The organism is Ideonella alba, assembly GCF_018069845.1.
GTDB lineage: Bacteria > Pseudomonadota > Gammaproteobacteria > Burkholderiales > Burkholderiaceae_C > Ideonella > Ideonella alba.
The window spans coordinates 433679-458822 of the sequence record NZ_JAGQDD010000002.1 but is presented as its reverse complement, the minus strand read 5'-3'; the positions used below and the strand labels follow the sequence as shown (position 1 = coordinate 458822).

The 25144-nt window shown below is 72.0% G+C and carries 22 protein-coding genes; 5 read left to right on the top strand and 17 right to left on the bottom strand.

Annotated elements, in window-relative coordinates; all coding sequences use genetic code 11:
- Window positions 1-9 precede the first annotated feature (9 nt).
- From KAK03_RS05770 to KAK03_RS05725, 10 genes are all read right to left on the bottom strand, one after another.
- Window positions 10-1611, bottom strand: coding sequence for an MFS transporter (locus KAK03_RS05770; protein WP_210852222.1), 1602 nt, complete (start codon window positions 1609-1611; stop codon window positions 10-12).
- Window positions 1612-1839: 228 nt separating this feature from the next.
- The gene (locus tag KAK03_RS05765; RefSeq protein ID WP_210852221.1) at window positions 1840-3351 is read right to left on the bottom strand and encodes a tripartite tricarboxylate transporter permease; all 1512 of its coding nucleotides are present in this window, start codon (window positions 3349-3351) and stop codon (window positions 1840-1842) included.
- A 13-nt stretch (window positions 3352-3364) separates the two neighbouring features.
- The gene (locus KAK03_RS05760) at window positions 3365-3820 is read right to left on the bottom strand and encodes a tripartite tricarboxylate transporter TctB family protein (protein ID WP_210852220.1); all 456 of its coding nucleotides are present in this window, start codon (window positions 3818-3820) and stop codon (window positions 3365-3367) included.
- Between the two features lie 108 nt (window positions 3821-3928).
- Window positions 3929-5725, bottom strand: a complete 1797-nt coding sequence (locus KAK03_RS05755; RefSeq protein WP_210852219.1) for a GspE/PulE family protein — start codon at window positions 5723-5725, stop codon at window positions 3929-3931.
- A gap of 5 nt (window positions 5726-5730) precedes the next feature.
- Window positions 5731-6507, bottom strand: a complete 777-nt coding sequence (locus KAK03_RS05750; protein ID WP_210852218.1) for a class I SAM-dependent methyltransferase — start codon at window positions 6505-6507, stop codon at window positions 5731-5733.
- The gene (locus KAK03_RS05745) at window positions 6504-6995 is read right to left on the bottom strand and encodes a DNA-deoxyinosine glycosylase (protein ID WP_210852217.1); all 492 of its coding nucleotides are present in this window, start codon (window positions 6993-6995) and stop codon (window positions 6504-6506) included. The genes KAK03_RS05750 and KAK03_RS05745 overlap by 4 nt, the downstream gene beginning before the upstream one ends.
- Before the next feature lie 95 nt (window positions 6996-7090).
- On the bottom strand, window positions 7091-8413 hold the full coding sequence (locus tag KAK03_RS05740) for a trypsin-like serine peptidase (protein ID WP_210852216.1): 1323 nt from the start codon (window positions 8411-8413) through the stop codon (window positions 7091-7093).
- Between the two features lie 73 nt (window positions 8414-8486).
- Window positions 8487-9296 (bottom strand): TatD family hydrolase, encoded by an 810-nt coding sequence (locus tag KAK03_RS05735; RefSeq protein WP_210852215.1) that lies wholly within the window; start codon window positions 9294-9296, stop codon window positions 8487-8489.
- Between the two features lie 14 nt (window positions 9297-9310).
- Window positions 9311-9985 (bottom strand): lipoprotein-releasing ABC transporter ATP-binding protein LolD, encoded by a 675-nt coding sequence (gene lolD / locus KAK03_RS05730; protein ID WP_210852214.1) that lies wholly within the window; start codon window positions 9983-9985, stop codon window positions 9311-9313.
- Window positions 9978-11249, bottom strand: a complete 1272-nt coding sequence (locus KAK03_RS05725) for a lipoprotein-releasing ABC transporter permease subunit (protein WP_210852213.1) — start codon at window positions 11247-11249, stop codon at window positions 9978-9980. Before KAK03_RS05725 ends, lolD begins: the two co-directional genes overlap by 8 nt.
- A gap of 33 nt (window positions 11250-11282) precedes the next feature.
- Between KAK03_RS05725 and KAK03_RS05720 the strand changes: the two genes are divergently transcribed.
- On the top strand, window positions 11283-12221 hold the full coding sequence (locus KAK03_RS05720) for a hypothetical protein (RefSeq protein ID WP_210852212.1): 939 nt from the start codon (window positions 11283-11285) through the stop codon (window positions 12219-12221).
- Window positions 12221-13948, top strand: coding sequence for a single-stranded-DNA-specific exonuclease RecJ (gene recJ, locus KAK03_RS05715; protein WP_210852211.1), 1728 nt, complete (start codon window positions 12221-12223; stop codon window positions 13946-13948). Before KAK03_RS05720 ends, recJ begins: the two co-directional genes overlap by 1 nt.
- A gap of 29 nt (window positions 13949-13977) precedes the next feature.
- On the opposite strand, the gene KAK03_RS05710 is transcribed toward recJ, so the two are convergent.
- The 5 genes from KAK03_RS05710 to KAK03_RS05690 all read right to left on the bottom strand — a co-directional run bounded on the left by KAK03_RS05710 (window position 13978) and on the right by KAK03_RS05690 (window position 16957).
- Window positions 13978-14622, bottom strand: coding sequence for a metallophosphoesterase family protein (locus tag KAK03_RS05710; protein ID WP_210852210.1), 645 nt, complete (start codon window positions 14620-14622; stop codon window positions 13978-13980).
- Window positions 14623-14673: 51 nt separating this feature from the next.
- The gene (locus tag KAK03_RS05705; protein ID WP_210852209.1) at window positions 14674-14952 is read right to left on the bottom strand and encodes a hypothetical protein; all 279 of its coding nucleotides are present in this window, start codon (window positions 14950-14952) and stop codon (window positions 14674-14676) included.
- Window positions 14953-14982: 30 nt separating this feature from the next.
- A complete protein-coding gene (locus tag KAK03_RS05700; protein ID WP_210852208.1) occupies window positions 14983-15195 on the bottom strand; it encodes an oxidoreductase-like domain-containing protein in 213 nt (70 codons plus the stop codon).
- Window positions 15195-15800 carry a nucleoside/nucleotide kinase family protein gene (locus KAK03_RS05695; RefSeq protein WP_210852281.1) on the bottom strand — a complete coding sequence of 202 codons (606 nt, stop codon included), beginning with the start codon at window positions 15798-15800 and terminating at the stop codon, window positions 15195-15197. Before KAK03_RS05695 ends, KAK03_RS05700 begins: the two co-directional genes overlap by 1 nt.
- A gap of 74 nt (window positions 15801-15874) precedes the next feature.
- A complete protein-coding gene (locus KAK03_RS05690; protein WP_310738486.1) occupies window positions 15875-16957 on the bottom strand; it encodes a helix-turn-helix transcriptional regulator in 1083 nt (360 codons plus the stop codon).
- Window positions 16958-17039: 82 nt separating this feature from the next.
- Here KAK03_RS05690 and KAK03_RS05685 point away from each other — a divergent pair, with 82 nt between their 5' ends.
- Complete coding sequence (locus KAK03_RS05685; protein ID WP_210852207.1) at window positions 17040-18176, top strand: hypothetical protein; 1137 nt, start codon at window positions 17040-17042, stop codon at window positions 18174-18176.
- Here the strand turns inward: KAK03_RS05685 and KAK03_RS05680 are convergent.
- On the bottom strand, window positions 18167-18838 hold the full coding sequence (locus KAK03_RS05680) for a histidine phosphatase family protein (RefSeq protein ID WP_210852206.1): 672 nt from the start codon (window positions 18836-18838) through the stop codon (window positions 18167-18169). The two genes, KAK03_RS05685 and KAK03_RS05680, sit on opposite strands and share 10 nt — an antisense overlap.
- A 181-nt stretch (window positions 18839-19019) precedes the next feature.
- Here KAK03_RS05680 and KAK03_RS05675 point away from each other — a divergent pair, with 181 nt between their 5' ends.
- Window positions 19020-23699 carry a PAS-domain containing protein gene (locus KAK03_RS05675; RefSeq protein WP_210852205.1) on the top strand — a complete coding sequence of 1560 codons (4680 nt, stop codon included), beginning with the start codon at window positions 19020-19022 and terminating at the stop codon, window positions 23697-23699.
- Window positions 23696-24688 (top strand): diguanylate cyclase, encoded by a 993-nt coding sequence (locus KAK03_RS05670; RefSeq protein WP_210852204.1) that lies wholly within the window; start codon window positions 23696-23698, stop codon window positions 24686-24688. Before KAK03_RS05675 ends, KAK03_RS05670 begins: the two co-directional genes overlap by 4 nt.
- On the opposite strand, the gene KAK03_RS05665 is transcribed toward KAK03_RS05670, so the two are convergent.
- On the bottom strand, window positions 24689-25129 hold the full coding sequence (locus tag KAK03_RS05665) for a MarR family winged helix-turn-helix transcriptional regulator (protein WP_210852203.1): 441 nt from the start codon (window positions 25127-25129) through the stop codon (window positions 24689-24691).
- Between the last annotated feature and the right edge of the window lie 15 nt (window positions 25130-25144).

Sequence of the window (25144 nt, the reverse complement as noted above, 5' to 3'; positions counted from 1 at the left end):
ATCATAGGGTCAGGGCTCGACCTGGGCGTCGATGTAGCGGCGCACGCGGGGCGGCTCGTCGCCCAGATGGAAAGCCAGGCGCTGCTCGCGCAGGCCGATGTCACCGGCAGTGAAGCGTTCGTGGCGACGCAGGTGCTCCACCCAGCTTTCGTCGACGAAGTACTCGATGTAGCGACCGGGCGCCGCGGCATCCTGGAACAGGCCCCAGGACAGCGCACCCTGGCGCAGCCGGGCCTGGCGGGTCTGCTGCATCACGGCCTTGAACGCGGCCTCGCGCGCGGGGTCGATCTGGTATTCCACGGTCACCATGACCGGCCCGGCCTCGGGGTCGACCGGCGACGCCGGTTCGGGCAGGCCGCCGGCGGGCTGGGCCGGGCTGGGGTCGGGCGCGCTGTCGCTGATCAGCGGCCAGCGGCGCAGCAGCAACTGCACGGCCACGCCGGCCACCACCGAGGCCACCAGCGCGCTGCGCACGCTGCTGTGCCCGGCCACCTGGCCCCACAGCGCCGCGCCGGCCGCCGTGCCACCCATCAGGCACATCTGGTAGATCGACATGCCGCGCGCCCGCACCCAGCCGGGCAGCACCATCTGCGCCGACACCGTCAGCGTGTTGGCCGCCGAGATCCAGGCCATGCCCGCCAGCACCATGGCCAGCGCCGCCACCGCCGGGTGCGGCGCAAACGCGATCAGCAGCGTCAGGCCCGCATGCACCAGCGGCCCCACGGTGACGAACAGCGTGGGCGGGAAGCGCTCACGCCAGCGCGGGAAGAACATCACCGCGGTCACCGCGCCCGCGCCCTGGCAGGCCAGCAGCAGTGTGAACAGGTGGGCGCCCTGCTGCGGGCCGGCCAGGCCGCGGGCGATCAGCGGCAGCAGCGCGGTCAGCGCCGCGGTCTGCAGGAAGAACAGGAAGATGCGCGCCAGCACCCGCCGCATCGGTGGCGACTGCCGCACATGCTGCAGCCCCACCCGCATCGCACCGACGAATCGCTCGCCCGGCAGCGCACTGGTGCGCCGCTGCTGCGAGCGCCAGCGCAGGATGATCACGAAGGCCACCAGCGACAGCAGCGCGTTGAGCACGAACACCCAACCCGGCCCCGCGCTGGCCAGCACCACCCCCGCCAGCACCGGACCGACGATGCGCGAGAGGTTCATCGCCACACCATTGAGCGCCAGCGCCTGCGACAGGTGCACCTTGGGCACGATGTCGGGCACGATGGCCGCGAACACCGGCCAGCGCAGCGCCAGGCCAATGCCATTGGCAAAGGTCAGCGCCAGCAGCAGGGGCGCGGTCATCGCCCCCGACAGCGACACCGCCGCCAGCACGCAGGCCACCACCGCCACCCACAGTTGGGTGCTGGCGAAATACAGGCGCCTGTCCAGCAGGTCGGCCAAGGCGCCACTGGGCAGGCCCAGCAGGAACACCGGCAAGGTGGAGGCCGCCGCCACCAGCGCCACCATCGTGGTGCTGTCGGTCAGCGTGGTCATCAGCCAGGCCGCCGCCGCGTCGTTCGTCCACATGGTGATGTTGGCAGCCAGCCAGGCCAGCCACAGCATGCGGAAGACGCGGCCCTGCAAGGGGGCCAGGGCGGAAGCGCTGGAGTCACTCATCGGCAGCGGGACAGTGTCGCCTGGAAACGAAAAGCCCCGCGCGAGGCGGGGCGAGTGTCATGGGAGCTCAGCGCCCTGATCGACCGGCACCGGGACGGCTTGCAAGCCGTCCCGGCTTCGCCAGGCACTCGAGCTTGCCGCCCTGGTCCGCCGGCTCCGGGACGGCTTGCAAGCCGTCCCGGCTTCGCCAGGCACTCGGACGTCCGCAGGGACGTCCTCGGTCCGGGCTCAGTCCTCTTGGAACGCTTCCTCGCGCTTGCTCTTGATCGAGGGCAGCATCACCACCACGATCAGCAGGGCCGCGGCGATCAGCAGGCCGGCCGACAAGGGACGGGTCAGGAAGGTGGCCCAGTCGCCTCGCGAGAGCAGCAGCGCGCGGCGCAGGTTCTCCTCCATCATCGGGCCCAGGATGAAGCCGAGCAGCAGCGGCGCCGGCTCGCAGCCCAGCTTGAAGAACAGGTAGCCGGCAAAGCCGAACAGCACCGCCATGTAGACGTCGAAGGTGTTGTTGTTCAGCGTGAACAGGCCGATCGAGCAGAACACCAGGATGGCCGGGAACAGGTGCTTGTAGGGCACGGTCAGCAGCTTGATCCAGATGCCGATCAGCGGCAGGTTCAGGATCACCAGCATCAGGTTGCCGATCCACATCGAGGCGATCAGGCCCCAGAACAGCTCGGGGTTGCTGCTCATCACCTGCGGACCAGGCTGGATGCCCTTGATGGTCATCGCGCCCACCATCAGCGCCATCACCGCGTTGGGCGGGATGCCCAGCGTCAGCATCGGGATGAAGCTGGTCTGCGCACCGGCGTTGTTGGCCGATTCCGGACCCGCCACACCGCGGATGTTGCCCTGACCGAAGGGCACCTCGTCCTTGCGGCCCCGGGTCTTCTTCTCGACGGTGTAGGCCGCGAACGAGGCCAGCAGCGCACCGCCGCCCGGCAGCACGCCCAGGATCGAGCCCAGCGCGGTGCCGCGCAGCACCGCCGGGAAGGCGTCGGCGAAGTCCTGCTTGGTCGGCCACAGGCCGGAGACGTTCTTGGTGAAGACCTCGCGGTGCTCGGACGGCCGGCCCAGGTTGGCGATGATCTCGCCAAAGCCGAACACGCCCATGGCGATGGTGACGAAGCCGATGCCGTCGGTCAGCTCGGGGATGTCGAAGCTGTAGCGCGGCGTGCCCGAGATGACGTCGGTGTTGATCTGGCCCAGCAGCAGGCCCAGCAGGATCATCGCGATCGCCTTGACCAGCGAGCCCGAGGCCAGCACCACCGCGCCGATCAGGCCCAGGGTCATCAGGCTGAAGTACTCGGCCGGGCCGAACTGGAAGGCCAGCTCGGTCAGCGGCGGCGCGAAGGCGGCGATGATGATCGTGCCCACGCAGCCCGCAAAGAACGAGCCCAGACCAGCCGCCGCCAGCGCGGCGCCGGCGCGGCCCTTGCGGGCCATCTGGTAGCCATCGATCGCGGTGACCACCGAGCTGGATTCACCCGGCACGTTGATCAGGATGGCGGTGGTCGAGCCACCGTACTGCGCGCCGTAGTAGATGCCGGCCAGCATGATCAGCGCCGGCGTGGCGTCCAGCGCATAGATGCTGGGCAGCAGCATCGCGATCGTGGCCACCGGGCCCAGGCCCGGCAGCACGCCGATCAGGGTGCCCAGCACGGCGCCGCCGAAGGCGTACAGCAGGTTGGTGAGGGTGAAGGCCGTGGCGAAGCCAATGCCCAGGTTGTTCAACAGATCCATGGCAGCGATGTCCTCAGGCGCCCGGCAGCAGCGGGATGGTCAGCGACAGGCCCTTGATGAACACCACCCAGGACAGGGCGGTCAGCACCACGGCGTTGATGATCGAGCCCTTCCAGCTGAACTCGTCCGAGGCCAGGCTGGACAGCACGACCAGCACCGGCAGCGAGATCAGCATGCCGGCCCGCGGCAGCATCAGGCCGAACAGGGCCACGGCCCCCAGGATGATGAACAGCGGCCGCCAGGCGAAGGCACCCACCGGCTCGCCGTCGCTGGTTTCGATCGTCAGGGCCTTGAACAGCACCATGCCGCCCAGGATGGCCAGCAGCACCCCCAGACCGAAGGGGAAGTAGCCGGGGCCGGGTCGGGCCGAGCTGCCGAAGCTGTATTCGGTGGCGCCCCAGGCGAAACCGACGCCGACAGCCACGAACATCAGCCCCGACCAGAAATCCTTCTGGCTCTTGATATGCATGGGGACACTCTCCTCTCAATTGGGTTCGCGGCATTCTAGGAAGGCCCGCCGCGCGACCGCCTGCGGGCAACACGTAGCCCACCCCCTGGGGAAAACCCGCCTATGGCCTCAGCATTCCCAGCGCGGCGTGCTGCGCAGCACCTCTTCCAGCGTGGTGCGGCCGCGGCCGACCTGGTCCAGTCCCACCATGCGCAGCGGCCGCAGGCCCGCCTGCACCGCGGCACGGCGCAGCGCCGGCTCGTCCAGTTGCGGGTGCATGGTGCTGCGCAGTGATTCGGACAGCTCCATCAGCTCATACAGCGCGGTGCGGCCGCGGTAGCCGGTCTGGCGGCAGGCCGGGCAGCCCACCGGCTTCCAGGCCTGGGGCTCGGTCAGCGGGCGCCAGGGCGCAGCGTATTCCTGGGCCAGCTCGGCGCTGACCACCGGATCGGGCTGCCGGCACTGCAGGCACAGCGAGCGTGTCAGGCGCTGCGCCAGCACGCCGATCACGGTGGCCGAGATCAGGTAGGGCGGCACGCCCAGGTCCACCAGCCGGGTGATGGCTGAGGGCGCGTCGTTGGTGTGCAGCGTGCTGAACACCAGGTGGCCGGTCAGCGCCGCCTGGATCGCCATCTCGGCGGTTTCCAGATCGCGGATCTCGCCCACCATGATGATGTCCGGGTCCTGGCGCATCAGCGCGCGCAGGCCCTCGGCAAAGCCCAGCTCGACCACCGGCTGCACCTGGGTCTGGTTGAAGCTGGGCTCGATCATCTCGATCGGGTCTTCCACCGTGCAGACGTTGACCTCCTCGGTGGCCAGCTTCTTCAGCGTGGAATAGAGCGTGGTGGTCTTGCCCGAGCCGGTGGGGCCGGTGACCAGCACGATGCCGTGCGGCCGCGCGATCAGCGCGTTCCAGCGCCGCGCCTCATCGGCGCTGAAGCCCAGTGCATCAAACGGCTTGTCCACCGTGCCGGGGTCGAAGATGCGCATCACCACCTTCTCGCCGAAGGCGGTGGGCAGCGTGGACAGGCGCATCTCCACCTCGCCGCCGCCGGCGCCGTCGGGGCGGCGCGTCTTGATGCGGCCGTCCTGCGGGCGGCGGCGCTCGATCACGTCCATGCGGCCCAGCAGCTTGATGCGCGCGGTCATCGCCGCCATCACCGCGGCCGGCACCTGGTGCACCGGGTGCAGCACGCCGTCAATGCGAAAGCGCACCACGCCCAGGTCGCGCCGCGGCTCGAGGTGGATGTCGCTGGCACGCTGCTCGAAGGCGTACTGCCACAGCCAGTCGACCAGCTGGATCACCCCCTGGTCATTGGCGTCCAGGTTGTCCCGGGCCTTCAGGTCGACCAGTTGCTCGAAGCTGTGCGTGGCGCCGACGCCCTCGCCGCTCTTGCGCGCCACGTGCACGTTCTGCGCCACGCGGTAGAACTCGGTGGTGTAGCGCGACAGGTCTTCGGGCGTGCTCACCACCAGCTTCAGGCGGCGGCGGGTGTGGGCCTCGATCTCGCTCACCCAGCTGCGGTCGAAGGGCTCGCAGGTGGCCACGGTCACCTCGGCCGGGCCCACGGCCACCGGCAGCGCTCGCCGGCTCTCGGCATAGGCCTGGGACATCACCTCGGCCACCCGGCCGGCGTCCACCCGCAGCGGATCGATCTTCAGGAAGGGCAGGCCGGCGCGCCGCGCCAGCCAATGGGCCAGCGCCTCGCCATCGAGCGCACGCCCGTCGCGCCGGTCGGCCAGGCCGGCGCCGGCCAGGCGGGTCAGCGGGTGCAGGCTGGAGTCGGTGGAGCCGAAGCGCCGCGCCAGGCGTTCGGCCTCGTCGTCGGGCAGCAGGCCGTCGTCGCGCAGCCAGCGCAGCAGGTGGCGCAGGTCCAGGCGGCCGTGGAAGGTCGCAGCGCGGGGGACGCGGGGAGCGGTGCTCATGGGTTTCAGCTTAGCAGTTGGGCGGGATCCAGCGGGCGCACCATGCGCAGCCATTTGCGCGCCGGCAGGCCGAAGCGTTCCTCGATCTGCTCGGCGCGGCGGGTCAGCGTCTCGCGGTCGGGCACCTGCACGCCGCGGGCGGCGACCAGCACGGTGTTGCCCTCGCGGGTGGGCCGCAGGCTCCAGACCTGGTCCAGACCAAAGGCCCGGGCCACCAGGCCGGCGCTGCGGGCAAAGCTGCTGTCGCGACCGAACAGGTTGACGGTCATCAGCCCGCCCTCGTCCAGCACATCGCGGCAGGCGTTGTAGAAGGCCTCGTCATCCAGCACCGGCGCCGCGGCCTCGTGGTCATAGAGGTCGACATTGAGCACCTGGGCGCAGTGGCGATGGGCCGGGTCGTGCACCCAGCGGGCTGCATCGTCCTGCACCACCTGCAGCAGGCGGTCGTCGTCCCCCAGCCGGAACCACATCCGGCAGGCGTGGATGACCGTGGGGTTCAGCTCCACCGCGGTGGTGCGCATGCGCAGCACCTTGTGGCTGAACTTGGTCAGCGCCGCGGCCCCCAGGCCCAGTTGCACGGCGTGGCCCTCGGTGGCCTCCTCGCTGGGCCGCCAGAGCAGCCAGGCCAGCATGCGCTGGATGTACTCCAGCTCGGGCTGGTTGGGCCGGGCGATGCGCATGGCCCCCTGGATCCAGATCGAGTCGAGGTGCAGGTAGCGCACACCGTCGCTTTCGGACATCGTGGCGCCGACCATCGGCTGGGAGCTTGTCTTGCGGCTCATGGGATCACCTGGCAGGCGGTCAGGGCGTCGGCCCAGGCGTCGCGCTTGCGTTCAAAGGACCAGCTGGCATGGGCCGGGCTGGTGGACGGCAGCCGCCACACCGGCACGCCCAGCGCCCCGGTCACGCGCATGCTGCGGGCGGACTCGCTGCCATTGTGGGCGATGCCGCGCAAGGCGGGCAGACCGGCCACCAGCGCGGCCAGGTCGTTGGGTCGGGGCTGGCGAATGGCGCTGTCCAGGCTGCCTTCGCGCTCGCAGGCCGCATAGACATCCCACAGGCCGAGGCCGCGCTGGCGCAGGCGCTCCAGCCGCAGCGGGTAGTCCAGCGCCGTCAGGTCTTCGCCCAGCAGCGCACTGAGCAGCGGCCAGAACTGGTTGCGCGGATGCGCGTAGTACTGGCCCGCACGCAGCGACGCCTGCCCCGGAAAGCTGCCCAGCAGCAGCAAGCGGGTGGCGGGGGACACGACAGGGGGCAGACCGACCAGCACCCGCCGATTCTCGCCGCAGGCGCGGCGACCCCGATGTCTGGTGCGTGAAGCCCGCCGCCCTCAGCGCCCCAGGCGCCCGGGGCGGTGGCCGGGCCTCAGGGGCAGGCGACGGTCTTGCTGATGCCGCAGCTGGCCGGCTCGGTCAGGGTCACCACATGGTTGCCGCTGGCCTGGCCCTTGCGCACCAGCTTGGCCTTGTTGGCCGAGATCGGCACGTCAAAGGCCGCGCCATCGACCGTCATCGTCACGGTCTGGCCCGCGTGCGTGTCATCGGCCAGCAGCAGCGTGGCCACCAGCTTGCCGGCGGTGCAGCTGGCCTTGAGCTTGACGACATCGCCACAGGTGGGCGGCGTGGTGCCGCCACAGACCGCGGCGTAGCCAGCCTGGAAGCCCGGGTGGGTGAACAGCGTGCCCTGGTTGGCACCGGTGCCGTCGGTGTTGCAACCGGCGTGGGTGTGGATGGCGACGACCTCACCCCCTTGCAGCACCGCCGAGCCACTGTTGCCGCCGGTGGTGTCCACCTTGTACTGCAGCCGGTTGAGCGTGGTGCTGACCGAGGTGATCGCGCCGCTGTGCACCTGCTGGGTCTGGTTGGCGGCCCCGGTGTCCACGCCGTAGCCGGTGATCTCGACGGACTGACCGACGCTGGGTACGGTGGTGGCCAGCGGCAGGCCGGGACCCTGGGCCTGCAGCGGGGTCAGGCCGGTCTCGCTGTTGGGGCTGACGGTGAACACGCCCCAGTCGTTGCCGATGCCGCCATTGGTGAACTGGCGGTTGGCGGTGGGCACGTACTGGCTGGACGGCGGCGGATGGTTCAGCGAGCCGTTGCTGTTGGACGGCGGCACGTTGAACTCGACCACGTTCACCAGCGACGCGGTGCTGAGGCAATGCCCCGCGGTGATGAAGCAGCCATTGGCCATCATGTTGGCGGTGCAGCCCACGTTCAGCAGCCGCGCCCGGTTGGCGGCATTCGACGCCACGCGGTCGTCGGTGGGACCACACTGGCTTTCAGGCTGCGCCTGTCCGACCATGATCTGCGCGATCTCGACACGGTTGCGCTGGCCCGGCCGGGTGCCGATCAGCTCCACCCGCACCGCGGCGCCATTGAAGTAGGCCGAGGTCTGCCGCCAGTCACGCGCGCTGCGGGCCGTGAGGTTCTGCTGCGCGCCGTCCTGCAGCGAGGTGATGCGCAGCGTCACGCCGGGTTGCAGATCCAGCCGCTTGAACAGCAGGCGCACCCAGGGCGCCCCGTCGGCACTGATCACCTGGCCGCCCCGGGCGGCTGCCGCGACACTGGCATCCACCGCGTGCGTGCGCAGCTCATAACGCAGGTCGCCAGGGCCGGCAGCGGCGGCCGTGGCGGCCGTGGTGGCCATCAGGCAGGCCGCAGCAGCGGCGAGGAGCGAGCGAAACAGCATGATCGTGCCCTTCAAGACGGATGGATGGCCGGCAGTGTCCCCGCGAGGTCGGTGCCTGCCCATCCCGAACCTGTCACCCTGGCGCCAGCCGGGGTATCACCCGGCGGGCATTGGCGGCACACCGCTCGGCAGTCTCGGCCAGCGTCCAGCCGCGCAACGCGGCCAGCTCGGCAGCGATGCGCGGCAGCTCGGCCGGCTCGTTCCGGCTGGTCAGGCCGGCCGCGCGCTGGGCCGCCGTGCGGTAGAGCCACTGCGGGGGAATGTCCGGCGCGTCGGTCTCCAGCACCGGCACGTGCGCGTCGACGGCCGCGGCGATGGCACGGATGTTGAGCGCGCGCTCGAAGCTCATCGCCCCGCCAAAGCCCAGCGCGAAGCCCAGGCTGGCGAACACCGCGGCCTGCTGGTGGCTGCCGTTGAACGCATGCGCGATGCCGCCGCTCACTGCGATGCGCCGCAGGCCCGCCAGCAGGCCATCGGCGCTGCGCCGCACATGCAGGATCACCGGCAGGCCGGCCTCGCGCGCCAGCTTCAGCTGCGCCGTGTAGAAGCGCTGCTGCCGGTCGCGGTCCAGCCCGGGCACGAAGTGGTCCAGGCCGATCTCGCCCACCGCCACCAGCCGCGGGTCGTCGCGGTGGGTGAGCAGGGCCTGTTGCAGGCGGTCCAGGTCCTCGTCCGCGGCGCGGTCCACATAGAGCGGATGGATCCCCAGCGCGTAGACCAGGCCATGCTGGTGCGCCAGGCGGCGCACGGCCTCGAAGTTCGCCACCTCCACCGCGGGCAGCACCTGCATCGACACACCCGCGGCCAGGGCCCGCGCCACCACCGCCTCGCGATCGGCGTCGAACTCCGGCGCGTCGAGGTGGCAGTGGGTGTCGATCCACATCGACGTCAGCGCCCTCAGGCCAGCACGCCGTCCTGCAGGCGCAGCTGACGCTGGCAGCGCGCGGCCAGCGCCGGGTCGTGGGTGACCAGCACGAAGGCGATGCCGCGCTCGCGGGCGCGGTCGAGCATCAGCGTGAAGACGCGCTCGGCGGTGTCGCGGTCGAGGTTGCCGGTGGGCTCGTCGGCCAGCACGCAGGCCGGCTGGCTGACCAGCGCGCGGGCCAGCGCCACGCGCTGGCGCTCGCCGCCCGACAGCTCCGATGGCCGGTGCGCCACGCGCTCGGAAAGGCCCACCTCGGCCAGCGCCTCGCGGGCGCGGGCCAGGGCCTGCTCGGCCGGCTCGCGGCGGATGCGCAGCGGCATCGCCACGTTCTCCAGCGCGGTGAATTCCGGCAGCAGGTGGTGGAACTGGTAGACGAAGCCCAGGTGGCGGTTGCGCCACGCGCCCTGCGCCGCGGCGCCCATCGCGCCCAGGTCCTGGCCCATCAGCCGCACCTGGCCGCTGCTGGGCGCGTCCAGCCCGCCCAGCAGGTGCAGCAGCGTGCTCTTGCCCGAGCCCGAGGCGCCAACGATGGCCACGGTCTCGCCCGCGCGCAGGCTCAGGTCCACGGCGCGCAGCACGCTCACGTCCAGCGGGCCTTCGGTGAAACGCTTGCCCAGGCCGCGGGCTTCCAGCACCCACTCACTCATAGCGCAGCGCCTCGGCGGGGTTGATGCGGCTGGCGCGCCAGCTGGGGTAGAGCGTGGCCAGGAAGGCCAGCGCCAGCGAGATCAGCGCGATCGGCACGATGTCGGACGCCAGCGGCTGGCTGGGCATGCGCGTGATCACGTAGATGCTGCCCGGCAGGAAGGCCACGCCCAGCAGCCGCTCGATGGCGCCGACGATCGACCCCACGTTGAAGGCCACCAGCAGGCCCAGCAGCACGCCGCTGAGCGTGCCGATCACGCCGGCCGTGGCGCCCTGCACCACGAAGATGCCCATCACCGAGCGCGGGCTGGCGCCCAGCGTGCGCAGGATGGCGATGTCGGCGCGCTTGTCGGTCACCGTCATCACCAGCGTGGACACCAGGTTGAAGGCAGCCACCGCGACGATCAGCGTCAGGATGATGCCCATCATGCGCTTCTCGATCTGCACCGCGTCGTACCAGGCGGCGTTGGTGCGGGTCCAGTCGCGCACCAGCACGCCGGGGCCCAGGCGTTCGGCCAGCGCCGCGCCGATGCGCCGCGCCTGCTGCACGTCGTCCAGGCGCAGCTGCAGGCCGGTGGCGCCGTCGGTGCGGTACAGGCGCGCGGCGTCGTCCAGGTGGATCAGGGCCAGCGCGCTGTCGTACTCGTAGTGGCCGACGCTGAAGATGCCCGCCACGGTGAACTGCTTCAGCCGCGGCGTGACGCCCGCCGGCGTGACCTGCCCGCCCGGCGCGATCAGCGTGACCGGGTCCCCCACCCGCACGCCCAGCGCACGCGCCAGCTCGCCGCCCAGCATGATGCGCCAGGCGCCCGGCTGCAGTTGGGCCAGCGTGCCATCGCGCGCCAGGCCGGCGGCCAGCTCGGTGATCCGCGCTTCCTGCTCGGGCAGCACGCCGCGCACCACGGCGCCGCGCATCAGCTCGCCACGCGCCAGCAGCGACTGCACCGCCACGAAGGGCGCCGCGGCCCGCACGCCCGGCTCGGCCGTGGCCTGCGCGGCCAGCGCGGGCCAGTCGGGCAGCGCGGCGCCATCGGCCGAGTGCACCTCGATGTGGGCGATCGCGGCCAGCATGCGGTCGCGCACCTCCTTCTGGAAGCCGTTCATCACCGACAGCACGATGATCAGCGCCGCCACGCCCAGCGCGATGCCGACGACCGAGACGAAGGAGATGAAGGAGATGAAGCCGTTGCGGCGGCCGGCCCGTCCGGCGCGGGTGTAGCGCCAGCCGACCTGCCACTCGAACGGGGCAGACCCGGGCGAGAACATCCGCGCATGCTACCGTGACCGGATAATCCGGCGATGCACCTCGTGCTTCCCTTCGCCTCCTCGCTGTCTCCCGCCGCCCATCAGGCGGCCGGTGCCCTCACCCTCCCCCACCTGCAGTCCCTGCTGTCGCGCTGCCGCCGCACGCGCCATGATGGCGACGAGCTGAGCCTGAACACGCCCCACGAACGCGCCATCGCCCAGGCCCTGGGTTGGCCCGCGGTGGCCGATGGCCTGCTGCCGCTGGCCGCCCACGGCGCGCGGGCCGATGGCCTGCCTGCCGACACCGGCAGCGGCTGGGCGCTGCTCAGCCCCACGCACTGGCATGTGGGCACCGAGCAGGTCTCGCTGACCGACCCGGCCGAGCTGGGCCTGGACGAGGCCGACTCGCGCACGCTGTTCGACGCCGTGCGTCCCCTGTTCGAGGACGACGGCTGGCGCCTGCACTGGGGCGCCCCCAGCCGCTGGTACGTGACCCACCCCAGCCTGGCCCAGCTGCCCAGCGCGTCGCTGGACCGCGTGGTGGGACGCAACGTCGACCTGTGGCTGAACACGCATCCGCTGGACCGTCCGCTGCGCCGCCTGCAGGCCGAGGTGCAGATGTTGCTGCACCGCCACCCGCTGAACGAGGCCCGCGAGGCGCGCCGCCAGCGGCCGGTCAACTCCTTCTGGTTGAGCGGCACCGGCGCCGCACCAACGCCCCCGGCCGCAGCGAACCTGCAGGTCGACGATCGCCTGCGCGGCCCCGCGCTGGCCGAGGACTGGACCGCCTGGGCCGACGCCTGGCGGACGCTGGACGCCGGCCCGCTGGCCGAGGCGGAGCGCCGTGTGCGTGCCGGCGAGCCCCTGCAGCTGTGGCTGTGCGGCGAGCGCTGCGCGCTGCAGCTCGATGGCAGCGCCGCGCCGCCGCGCCCCTGGTGGCGCCTGTGGCCGGCCGGTCCGCTGGACCTGGCCGAGCTGCTGGGGGCGCTGTGATGCACGGCCCCCGCATCGTCACCCGCGAGGTCGACCCGCGCGCCGCCTGGGCCCTGGAGCAGCAGGGCCAGCATCCGCTGCTGGCGCGCCTGTTCGCCGGCCGTGGCATCCGCGACGCCGCCGCGCTGGACGACACCCTGACCCAGCTGCTGCCACCCGCCACGATGAAGGGCACCACCGACGCCGCCCGCCTGCTGGCCGACGCAATCGAGCAGGGCCAGCGCCTGTGCGTGGTGGCCGACTACGACTGCGACGGCGCCACCGCCTGCGCCGTGGCGCTGCGCGGCCTGGCGCTGCTGGGCGCCCAGCCCGCGCAACTGCGCTACGTGGTGCCCGACCGCGCGGTGCACGGCTACGGCCTGACCCCGGCCATCGTCGACCTAGCGATCGAGCAGCACCGGCCGGACTGGCTGCTGACCGTGGACAACGGCATCGCCAGCCTGGCCGGCGTGGCCCATGCGCAGGCGCGCGGCCTGAGGGTGCTGGTGACCGACCACCACCTGCCCGCGGTGGTCGACGGCCAGCCGGTGGTGCCGCCCGCCGAGGCCGTGGTCAACCCCAACCAGCCGGGCTGTGCGTTTGCCAGCAAGGCGCTGGCGGGTGTGGGCGTGATGTTCTACGTGCTGCTGGCGCTGCGCGCCGAGCGGCGCGCGCGCGGCGCCTTTGACGCCGCGAACCAGCCGCGCCTGGACAGCCTGCTCGACCTGGTGGCCCTGGGCACGGTGGCCGACGTGGTGCGCCTGGACGACAACAACCGCCGCCTGGTGGCCCAGGGCCTCAAACGCATCCGCCGCGGCCAGATGCAGCCCGGCGTGGCCGCGTTGTTCAGCGCCGCGGCCCGCCGCCCCGAGCGTGCCAGCGCCTTCGACTTCGGTTTTGCGCTGGGCCCGCGCATCAACGCCGCCGGACGCCTGTCCGACATGACCCTGGGCATCGAGTGCCTGCTGACCGACGACCCCGGCCGCGCCGACGAGCTGGCGCGCCAGCTCGACGCGATCAACCGCGAGCGGCGCGAGGTGGAGTCCGGTATGCGCGAACAGGCCGAGCTGCTGTTGGAGGACCGCATGCCGCAGGGCACGCCGCCCGCGGCGATGGTGCTGTTCGACCCCGGCTTCCACGAGGGCGTGGTGGGCATCGTCGCCGGTCGCCTGAAGGACCGGCTGCACCGCCCCACCTTTGTCTTCGCGCGTGGTCAGGACGGCGCACTCAAGGGCTCGGGGCGCTCGATCCCGGGCTTTCACCTGCGTGACGCGCTGGACCTGGTCAGCAAACGCGAGGCCGGCCTGCTGCTGCGCTTCGGCGGCCACGCCATGGCCGCCGGCTGCACGCTGGCGGATGAAGCCGCGGTGGCCCGCTTCGACGCCGCGCTGCGCGCCATCGCCGCCGAGTGGCTGCCGCCCGACGCGCTGACCCGCACCATCACCACCGACGGCCCGCTGCCGCTGGAGTACTTCAACGCCGAGACGGTGCAGCGCCTGGACGCCGCGGTCTGGGGCCAGGGCTTCGAGGCGCCGCTGTTCTGCGACCAGGTGCAGGTGGTCAACCAGCGCCTGGTGGGCGAGAAGCACCTGAAGCTGCGGGTGCGCCACGGCGGCCAGCTGCGCGACGCGATCTGGTTTGGCCACGCCGAACCGGTGGGCGACACGGTGCGCCTGGCCTACCGCCTCAGCCTGGACGAGTTCCAGGGCCAGCAGCGGGTGCAGATGGTGGTCGAGGCGGCCGGCTGAGCCTGAGGCGCCGCCTCGGCTGGCCGGGATCAGGTGCGCGGTCGAGGGCGCTGGAGCTCGATGCTGACAGGGGAACGCACCACCCGGTAGCGGCTGTTGACCACCGACGCGTTGATGTACAGCGTCCCATCCAGCAATTGCGTGCCCGCGCTGGCGTGGACATGGCCGAAGCAATGCACCTGGGGTCGAACCTCCGCCACCCGCCTGGCCAGCGACGGGCAGCCACAGGCCTTGCCGCGCGAGTTGGTGTCGAGCACGCCCCGCGGCGGTGTATGGGTGATCAGCACGTCCACGTCCGCCGGGATCCTGCGCCACGCGCGGTCCAGTTCGTCATCGGTCAGGTAGTGGGCCCACTCGGTCAGTTCGGGCACCCAGGGCGCGCCGTAGAACCTGAAGCCGTCGATCTCCACGCCCTCGTCCTCGAGGCAGGTGGCGTGCCGGAAGACGCGTTGCCCTCGCAGGCGCCGTTGCTCGACCAGATCATCATGGTTGCCGCCGGTGAACAGGATGTGCCGGAAGGCCTGGCGCCCGAACCAGGCGTCCAGGTCATCCAGCACCTGCGGCGCACGGTGGCTTCCCAGGCAGACATCACCGCAGTGGATCAGGACGTCGCCCGACAAGGCGCCCAGAGCGGCGTGGTCGCCATGGGTGTCGCTGATGACCGTGACCTTCATGCCTTCACGTCGTGCATTGGACCCTTGCGCCGTGCCCGGGCCGATGGCCGCTCAACGCCCGTCCACATCCCCGAGGAACACGCTCAACACGACCTGGCCGATCACGTCGAGCGTACATGCCAGGGCATCCTGGCACCGCGCCGCCTGGCGGCTGCGGTTGGCGCGGGACTGGGCGTCGCTGGCGGCAGTGGTGGCGCCGGCGCCAGCGCGACGCAGGTCATCGGCGGCCTGCTGTTCGGACTCGGCGGCCGCCAGGTAATGGCTGGCACAGCCCGACATCAGGGCGGCGACAAGGATCAGTGCGGGCGCGGATTGCGCGAAACGACGCATGTTGAGACTCCCCGGATTTGTCACAGGATCTTAGGGCGAAGCGGCCTCACCCAGGCAGGCCTGGGCCTGCTCGACCCAGTACCCCGCCGCGGCATAGAAGCCTTCCCACACACAGCCGTTGCAGCCCCGCCCGCAGCAGCTGGTCGGCTCCGGGGGTGGTGGCCGCAGCGTGAGACCACGGCGGGCCAGTTGGCTCTGCAGGCGCGCGAACTCGGCGCGCACGCGCAGCAGGTCGTCGCCCATCAGTCGCCCTCCAGCACCCAGTGGGCGCGCGGGCGCGACGCCTGGACCAGTGCGGCATTGGCCTCGTCGCTGCGCCCCACCCACTCACCTGCCGCCTCGGGCGAGCGGCCATGGGCCACGTGGCGGGCGATCAGCCGTGGCACACGCAGCGCGTCGTCGACATGGAGGTAGCCACACTCATCCAGCAGCGGCGCCACCGCGGACCAGCCATCGGCGTCGTGCAGCAGGTAGTTGCCCTCGACCAGCAGCAGCGGCGTGGCGGCCTCCACCGCGATCGCGCCGGCCACCGGCTCCTCGATCTCGCGTCGGAAGGCCGGCGCCCACACGGTGGCATCACCCGGTCGCTGGGTGCGCAGGCGCTGCAGCAGGGCGACGAAGCCGCCCACATCGAAGGTGTCCGGTGCGCCCTTGCGGTCAGCGCGGCCCAGGCGCTGCAGCTCGGCTTGCGCCAGGTGGAAGCCGTCCATCGGCAGCACCTGCACCTGCCCCGGGCGTGCGGCGGCCACCGACGCCGCCAGCGTGGATTTGCCGGCGCCCGGTGGGGCCGCCAGGCCCAGCAGCCGGCGCCCGCCCTGCACCAGCAGCGCGTCCACCCGCAGCAGCATCTGCGCCAGCGCGCTCACTGGAGCACCTTCGTGCTGCGCACTCCGGAATTCGCCCTGGAGGCGGCTCGGCGGGCTCATGCGTACTGCTGCGCGGCGCCGCGCAGTTGATCAGCCACCTGGCGTGCCAGCGCGGCCGGCGCCAGTACCCGCACATGCGGGCCGTGGCGCAGGATGTCCATCGCCAGCTCGGTGGCGTCGGCATAGGGCAGGCGCATCTCCAGGCCGCCATCGGGCAGCGGTTTGAGCTGCTGCTCGGGGTGCCACTCCTCGTGCGCCACCCACTGCGCGGCCTCGGCGTCAAAGCGCAGCGTGGCGGTCTGCGTGGCCTTGCCGCTGAAGATGCCGTAGCCGCCATCCAGCTCGGCCTCCACCGTCTTCATCGCCACGTCGCGGGCGCGCTGGTCCTCGAGCACATGCAGTTCGCGCACCGCGTCCAGCGCGAAGCGGCGCAGGCCCTCGCTGCGGTGGCACCAGGCGTCCAGGTACCAGGTGTTGCGGTAGTGGATCAGGCGTTGCGGCGACACCACCCGCTGCGACTCGCTGCCCTTGCCGCGGGTGAAGTAGCGCATGTCGATGCGCTGGCGCTTGAGCAGCGCGCTGCCCACCCGCTCGAACCAGCGGCTGGGCACCGGCCGGCGCGCCGGGCTGGCGATGCGCACCCGGCGCATCAGCTCGCGCGCCTCGCCCTCGCTTGCGCCCAGCATGCCGTGCAGCTTGTCCAGCAAGGGCTGCAGGTGGCGGCCCAGCACGCCACCGGCGTCCAGGCCCTCGATCAGCTGGTGCATGGTCAGCAGCGCGTGGATCTCGGCCTCGCTGAACCACACGCCGGGCAGCTGGTGCGCCGGCGCTGGGGCGGCCGCGCTGCCGCCGGCCTCGAAGCGGTAGCGGTTGTCGAAGCGGTCGTAGACGATGGGCGCGTCCATGCGTTCGCGCAGGTACTGCAGGTCGCGCTTGAGCGTGGCGGGCGAGACCTCCAGCTCGGTCAGCAGGTCGTCGAAGCTGACGCCGCCGCGCGACTTGATCAGCAGCTCGATCCGGTAGAAGCGTTCGGTGCGGTCCAGAGGGCCTCCGTAGCAGGTGTGAAGCTCATGGCGTGAGCCTGGAGCATAACCGCCACACCGGAGAAATCCGCGGGGGCCCAGGATCCACTGGCTCACGTCCTGAGCCTGTCGCAACCCAGACTGCGTTCCATGCACCGGGCGTGGCGCCGGGTGCCCCACCCGACACACGGAGTTTCCCATGGCCCAGGTTGCCCTTGCCCTCGCCTTCGACGACGAGCCCGAGCTGCCCCGCGGCGGCGCCCTGCCCCTGCCCGAGCCGGACAGCCCGGAGCGCACCGGCTTCGAGCTGGGCTGGGACTTCGCCCGCCACGGCCTGGTGCCGCCGGCTGAACACCTGGGGGGTGGCTGCCCGCTGCGCCAGGGCTGGGAGGCCGGCCTCGCCAGCACCGGGCAGCGCGCGCCGCGCGCCAGCCGCCCCGCCAGCCGCCATGTGCGCAAGTGGCTGCAACTGCGCGTGCAGGCCTGGCGCCGCGGCCGCAGTTTCGAGGGTGTGCAGGTCACGCCCCACTACCTGGCACAGATCGACACGGCCGTCTGCCCGGTCACCCGCACCGCGTTCACCCACGCCAGCGGCGCCGACACCGACGCCTCGGTCGACCGCGTGCACAACGGTGCCGGCTACGCGGCTGGCAACCTGGCGGTGATCAGCCTGCGTGCCAACCAGGCCAAGGCCGACCTGCGCTGGGACGAGGCCCGGCTGATGGCCGTGCTGGCCGAGCAGCGCCCGGGCGGCATGGCCGACGGCCTGACGGCGGCCGAGTGGGCCCGGATGGCGGTGCTGATGAGCTTTGTCACGCCGCTGCCGCACGAGGTGGCCGCCAGCCTGCCACTGCTGATGCTGCCGCCCAACCGGCTGCGCCTGCTCAACCCGATCCAGGGCTTGCAGGCGCTGGTCACGCGGCTGCTGCTGCAGCCGGGCTACGCCGCCGCCAGCCAGCGTCTGGCCGAGTTGCTGCCGGCCGGCGAAGTGCGGCGCGATTTCCAGCTGGTCTTCCACAGCCTGCTGCCGCGCGCCTGGGACGCTGTGCGTGAGCGCGACCCGCTGCGTCTGCGCCAGCGCCTGGAAGACGCCTGGCGCGACGGCGCCCTGCTGCGCCGCTGGCAGCGCTTTGCCCGCCACCTGGACGCCGCCCAGGCCGAAGCGCTGGTGGCGCGCGCGGCGCGCAGCGGCCTGGGCGGCGGCCCGGGCGGCACCGTGGTGCAGTTGCATCCCACCGCCCAGGCCACCGAAGGCTGGGCGCTGGAGACCGGCGGCTACATCGCCAGCCGCGCGCCGGTGCCGCGGCCGCTGGCCCACCGGGTGGCTCAGGCGTAGGTGATGTGGCTGGCCAGCGCCGGCGTGTCCAGATGAGGCAGGGTGTTGAAGCTCAACAGGCTGTGGCGACTGGCCGACGCCACCATCTCGCACAGCGCGCTGTTGCGCAGGCGCATGTTCAGGTCCACCACGCTGGCCGGCGGCGCGTCCAGCACCAGTCCCACGGCGGTGGAGATCGGCCCGCCGCTGGACACCACCAGCACGTGCCCCTGGTGGTGTTCGCGGGCGCGCGCCAGCGCATCGGCCACGCCGGCCCGGAACTCGGCATGGCTGGGCATGCCCTGCGGCTGCGACCGGCCGTCCATCCAGGCCAGCAGTCCCTCGCGCAGCAGCCGGAAGTGCTGGCGCGCCTGCTCGGGCGTGCGGGCCCGCGGCAGCTCGCCCGGGTGGATGGCGCGCACCACGGCGTCGCTGTCGTACTCGTCCAGGCCGGCCAGCACGTCGGCCTCGGGCAGCGGCCGGGCGTAGCCCTCCATCAGGGCCTGCAGGCTCTGGCGGTGGCGCTTGAGCCGCCCGGTCAGCACCCGGTCGAAGACCAGACCGTGGCGGGCCAGGTGCTCGCCCAGCAGCCGGCACTGCACCGCGCCCAGCGCGCTGAGTTGGTCGTAGTCGTCGGCGCCGAATGAGGCCTGCCCATGGCGCACGAGGTAAAGGCGTCCCATGGCCGGCGATTGTGGCGGCGCCGCCGCGAGCGCCGATGTCGCTTGGGCGACGCCCCCCGGGAAGACCCTGGCGACCGAGAAACCCCGGTTTCGGGTGGTTTATTGGCTCAGTAACGGTGTCGGGCAGTCGAAACAATCGTTCAGGCGCCGAGGTCCGCCCGGGCGCCCTGTCGTCACGCCCATGAAGTTCCTCTCACCACTCGCCCTGGCCGTCGCCGGCGCCTTGCTGGCTGCCGGCGGCTGGGTCACGCAGGTAGTGGTGCACCAGCGCAGCGACGCGCTGAACCAGCAGGCCGAGGCCGCGTTCCAGGCCGAGGCCGACCGCCTGCCCCAGGCCTTGCGCCATCAGCTGGACCAGGCCTTGCCGGCCTTGCAGGCCCTGCGCGGCCTGGTGGCGGGCAGCGACGATGTCAGCGACGTCGAGTTCGACCGCTTTGTCGCGCTCAGCGGTTTCGACCAGCCCGGCACCGGCGTGCTGGGCCTGGCCTATGCGCCGCGCCCCGCCAACACCGGGCGCCCGCACCCCATCCGCTGGGCCACCTCACGCCAGCTGGTGGGCCAGGACCTGGCCGCCGATGCGGCCCAGCACGACGCGCTGCAGCGTGCCGCGGCCACGGACCGGCCGGTGCTGGGGCCCACCTGGCAGGCCGGCCCCCAGCGCCACGCCTGGTGGCTGAGCCTGCCGGTGTATGCCAGCGCCGAGGCGCGCGCCGATCCGCAACGTCGGCGCGTCGAGGCCGTGGGATGGGCGCTGGCGCTGATCGATCCTCGCGCACTGCTGGAGGCGGTCGAGCCCGGCCCGCAGCAGGTGGCCCTCAGCGAGCTGCTGGCCGGCCGCGACGGCCTGCGCTGGGGCAGCCCGCCCTGGACCGATCCCGACCAGCGGCGCGCCAACCGCACCGTGAACCTGGCCGGACGCGACTTCCGCCTGGACCTGCGCGCGTCGGCCGCGCTGCCGCCCGAAACCGACCGCAGCCTGCGCCAGCTGGCGCTCAGCGGCGGCCTGGTCAGCCTGGCGCTGGCGCTGATCGGCGCCGCACTGACCCAGATGCATGCGACGCGACGCGCCGGACAGCAGCAGCGCGCCCGGGAGCGCGCCCGCCTGTCGATGGTGGCGCAACGCACCACCAACGCGGTCATGATGACCGACAACGCCCGCCGCATCCGCTGGGTCAATGAGGCCTTCACGACCCTGTATGGCCACAGCGCCGCCGAGGCGCTGGGCCGCACGCCGGCCGAACTGCTGGGCAGCGGCCAGAGTTCACCCGAGGCGCTGGCCCAACTGGAGGACGCCTACGCCCACCATGTGGCCTGCAAGGTGGAGCTGGTCAACCGCACCCGGGATGGCCGGCTGGTGTGGGTGCACACCGAACTGATGCCGATGACCCTGGACGACGGCCGGGTCGACGGCTTCGTCGAGATCACGCTGGACCTCAGCGCCCAGAAGGACAGCGCCCGCCAGCTGGCCGCGGCGATGCGCGAGCACCAGGGCCTGCTCAACACCATCCGCGAACACGCGATCGTCTCGGTCAGCGACCCCGAGGGCCTGCTGGTCGACGTCAACGAGGCCTTCTGCCGCATCAGCGGCTACTCGCGCGAGGAACTGCTGGGCCAGAGCCATCGCCTGCTCAACGCCGGCCACCATCCGCCCGCCTTCTGGCGCGCGCTGTGGACCACGGTGACCGCCGGGCGCCCCTGGCGCGGCGAGGTGTGCAACCGCGCCAAGGACGGCTCCCTGTACTGGGTCGACAGCATCATCGCGCCCTTCATGGGGGCCGATGGGCGGCTGGAGCGGCTGGTATCGATCCGCACCGACATCACCGCCGCCAAGCGGCTGGAGCAATCGCTGCGCGACAGCCGGCGCTTCCTGGACCAGGTGGGCCGCGTGGCCGGCGTCGGCGGATGGAGTCTGACGCTGCAGCCGCTGGCACTGGAACTGTCCGATCGTCTGCGCGCGCTGGCCGGTCTGCCGCTGGACGAGCCGGTGAACCTGCGCCAGGCGCTGCGCCGCCTCGCGCCCTGGGCGCGCTATGCGCTGCTGCAGGCAGCGCGCCGCGGCCTGGACACCGGTGCAGGCTGGGACCTGGAACTGCCGCTGCACCACACGCCGGGCGAGGCCCGCTGGCTGCGCATCGTGGGCGAGGCCATGGCCGACGACGACGGCCAGGTCCGGCGCTGGGTGGGCGCGGTGCAGGACGTCACCCGCCAGCGCGAACTGCAGCACGGCCTGCGGCGCAGCCACGAGCTCTTGCGCGGCCTGATCGAACACCTGCCGCTGGGCCTGGCGCTGTTCGACGCCGAGCGATTGCTGCGTACCCACAACCAGGCCTTCGCCGATGCCGTGCTGACCGATCCGCTGTGGCTGGAACAGCCCGGACGATCGCTGGAGGACGTGGTGCGACACGCCGGTCAGCGCGACGGCATCACCGCCGAGCGCATCGAAGCCCGTGTGGCGCAGGCCTGCCAGCGCCACCGGGAGCGCCGTCGCGAGACCTTCGAGCTGGACCGCGGCGGCCGCAGCTACGAGGTGACCAGTGCGCCGATGCCCGACGGCGGACTGGTGCTGATCTACGCCGACATCACCGAGCGCCGCCAGCGCGAGGCCCAGGTGCTGCGCGCCGAGGCCCTGCTGCGCACCGCGATGGACACCCTGGACGAGGGCTTCGTGCTCTACGACCCCGAGGACCGGCTGGTGCTGTGCAACGAGCCCTACCGCCGCATGTTCAGCACCTCGTCCGACCTGATCGTCGAGGGCGCGACCTTCGAGGAGATCATCCGCGGCGGCGCCCAGCGCGGCCAGTATGCGGCGGCCATCGGTCGCGAGGACGAGTGGGTGGCCGAGCGCATGCGCGCCCACCGCTCGGCCGGCCACGAGATCGTCATGAAGCTCGACGACGGCCGCTGGTTGCGCGTGATCGAGCGGCGCATGCCCGACGGGCACACCGTGGGCTTCCGCATCGACATCACCGAGCTGGTCGAGGCGCGTGAGCGCGCCGAGGCCGGCAGCCGTGTCAAGGGCGAGTTCCTGGCCAACATGAGCCACGAGGTGCGCACACCGCTGAACGCCGTGCTGGGCATGCTTCGCCTGCTGCGCCGCACCGCGCTGAACACGCGTCAGCTGGATTACGTGGACAAGTCGGAAGGCGCGGCACGCACCCTGCTGGCGCTGCTCAATGACATCCTGGACGCCTCGAAGATCGAGGCTGGCCGCATGGTGCTGGATCCTCAGCCCTTCCGGCCCGAGCAACTGCTGCAGGACCTGTCGCTGCTGCTGAACGCACAGCTGCACGACGAACGCCCGGTGCGCCTGCGCCTGGAGGGCGCCGACACCCTGCCCGCCTGGCTGCTGGGCGACGCGATGCGCCTGATGCAGGTGCTGATGAACCTGGGCGGCAACGCGATCAAGTTCACCGAACGGGGCGAGGTGGCGGTGCGCATGACCGCGGTGGGTGAGGACAGCGCCGGGCTGCGCGTGGCCTTCGAGGTCACCGACACCGGCATCGGCATCGCCCCCGAGCACCAGTCCCGCATCTTCAGCAGCTTCGGTCAGGCCGAGACCTCCACCACCCGCCGCTACGGCGGCACCGGCCTGGGCCTGGCCATCAGCAGCCAGCTGGTCCAGATGATGGGCGGCACGCTGCAGCTCGACAGCACGCCGGGCCAGGGCAGCCGCTTCCACTTCGAGCTGGTGCTGCCGCCGGCCGAGCCCGGCAGCGACCAGGTCGCCTGGCGCACCCTCACCGAGGGCGCCCGCCCGGCGCCCGACCGCGCCGGCGGCCCGCGCCGCCTGAAGGGCATGCGCATCCTGCTGGTGGAGGACAACGCGAACAACCGCCAGGTGGCCTGCGAGCTGCTGGAGGACGAGGGCGCGCTGGTCGATTGCGCCGAGGATGGCCAGCAGGCCCTGGACTTCGCCGACCGCGCCGATTACCACGCGGTGCTGATGGATGTGCGCATGCCGGTGATGGACGGCCTGGAGGCCACGCGCGCGCTGCGCCAGCGCCCGGCGCACGCCCACCGTCCGATCATCGCGATGTCCGCCAACGTCGCCGAGGCTGACCGTGCCGAGGCCCTGGCCGCCGGCATGGACGACCATGTCGGCAAGCCCTTCGACCTCGATGCCCTGGTGCGCTGCCTGCAGCGCTGGACCGGCTGGGAAGAGGATGAGGACGACAGCGTCTCGGCCCACCCCGCGGCCCCGCTGTCGCCAGCGATGCTGAGCCAGGCCCGCGCCGCCGACATCGACCTGAGCCGCGCGCTGGAGCGCGTGCTGCACCGCACCGAGGTCTGGGCCCGCATGGCCCGCCAGTTCGCTGACGACGTGCCCGAGCTGGCTGAGCGGCTGGACCACCTGTGGCAGGCGGCCGACCACGCGGGCCTGGCGCGCGAGCTGCATTCGCTCAAGGGACTGGCCGGCATGCTGGGCGCGACCGCCCTGGCCGAGGCGGCCGCCGTGGCCGAGCGCCAGCAGGACAGCGCCGCGCCGATCGCGCCTGCCGCCCTGCTGTCGCGGCTGATGCCCACGGCCCAGGCGCTGCGCACCCTGGCGGACCAGCTGGATCGGGCCAGGCCCGTGTCCGATGCGTCGTCCTGCTGGCCGCCGACCGACCTGCTGCCGCTGCTGGCGCTGCTGACGCGCCTGCAGACACACCTGGCCGAGCACGACATGGCGGCCACCGAGCTGCACCATCAGGTGCAGACGCTGGCGCCGGGCATGCCCGCTGCGCTCGCCAAGCCGCTGGCACAGGCCATGGCGCGGCTGGATTTCGCCCAGGCCACGCAGGCGCTGGAGGCGATTCTCAGCGCCCTGGCAGCGCCCTGCGCTGCTGCCGAGTCCGCACTGCTGGAGACCGCGCCATGAGCGGCGCCGCCGACTTCCTGCCCCCCGAGCTGCTGGGCGGCCAGCGGCCCTGCCTGCTGGTGGTGGACGACGAGCCGCTCAATGTGCAGGCGCTCTACACCGTCTTTGCCAAGGACTGCCAGGTGCTGGTGGCCACCGACGGCGAATCGGCGCTGGCGCTGTGTGCCCGCCGCCAGCCTGACCTGGTGCTGCTGGACATCGGCATGCCGGGCATTGACGGCTTCGAGGTCTGCCGCCGCCTGCAGGCGCACCCGTCCACGCGCGGCGTGCCGGTGATCTTCGTCACCGCCCGCGATGATGCGGACGCCGAGACCCAGGGCCTGTCCTGCGGCGCGGTGGACTTCATCGTCAAGCCCATCCACCCGGCCATCGTGCGGGCGCGGGTGCGCACCCACCTCACGCTCAAGCTGCAGAGCGACCTGCTGCGCCAGATGGTGTTCATCGATGGCCTGACCGGCGTGCACAACCGACGCTTCTTCGACGAGCGGCTGGACGCCGAGTGGGGCCGCGCGATGCGCAACCGCACGCCACTGAGCCTGCTGATGGTGGACATCGACCACTTCAAGCGCCTGAACGACCAGCTCGGCCACCAGGCCGGTGACCAGCGCTTGCGCCAGGTGGCCGAGGTGCTGCGCCGCTGCATCCGGCGCACCAGTGACGTGGTGGCCCGCTACGGCGGCGAGGAATTCGCCTGCGTGCTGCCCGACAGCGAGCCCGATGCGGTGATGCTGCTGGGCCGGATGATCGTCGAGCGCGTGCGTGAGGACATCGGGCAGCTCCACCCCGACCATCCGTCGACCGTCAGCGTGGGCGTGGCCTGCAAGCCGGCCGACTTCGATCCGCGCCACGGCAGCTTCCAGGACCTGCTGGCGCTGGCCGACAGCCAGCTCTACGCGGCCAAGGCCGCCGGACGCAACACGCTGCGTGGGCGGGTGATCGGCCAGGCCGAGGCACTGGCGCTGCCGTCGATGTCGCTGGCCGGGAACTGATCAGCCCTGGCGTGCCAGCTGGCGGGCACGCTCCAGCACCTGGTCCAGCGCGCGCTGCAGCAGCGCCTTCTCGTCGTCGCTGAGCCCCTCGAAGAGATAGGCCTCACGGGCCTGCACCATCGGCACGATCTTGCGGTAGAGCGCCTGTCCGGCGGGCAGCAGGCTGAGCAGGTAGCCGCGGCCGTCGTCGGGGTCGTCCTCGCGCGCGATCCAGCCGGCCTTGAGCATGCGGGCCACGGCGCGGCTGGTGCGCATCTTGTCCATCGTCGTGTGCTCGATCAGCGCGGTGGTCTTCATCGGGCTCTGCTCGGCCAGCGCGGCCAGCACGCGCCACTCATCGCGGCTGAGGTCGAAGCGCTCGGCGTAGACCTGCGCCATCGAGCGGCTGACCGCTTCGGCCAGCACCGCCAGGCGGTAGGGGAAGAACTCATCGAGCTTCATCACGGGTCTGATGGT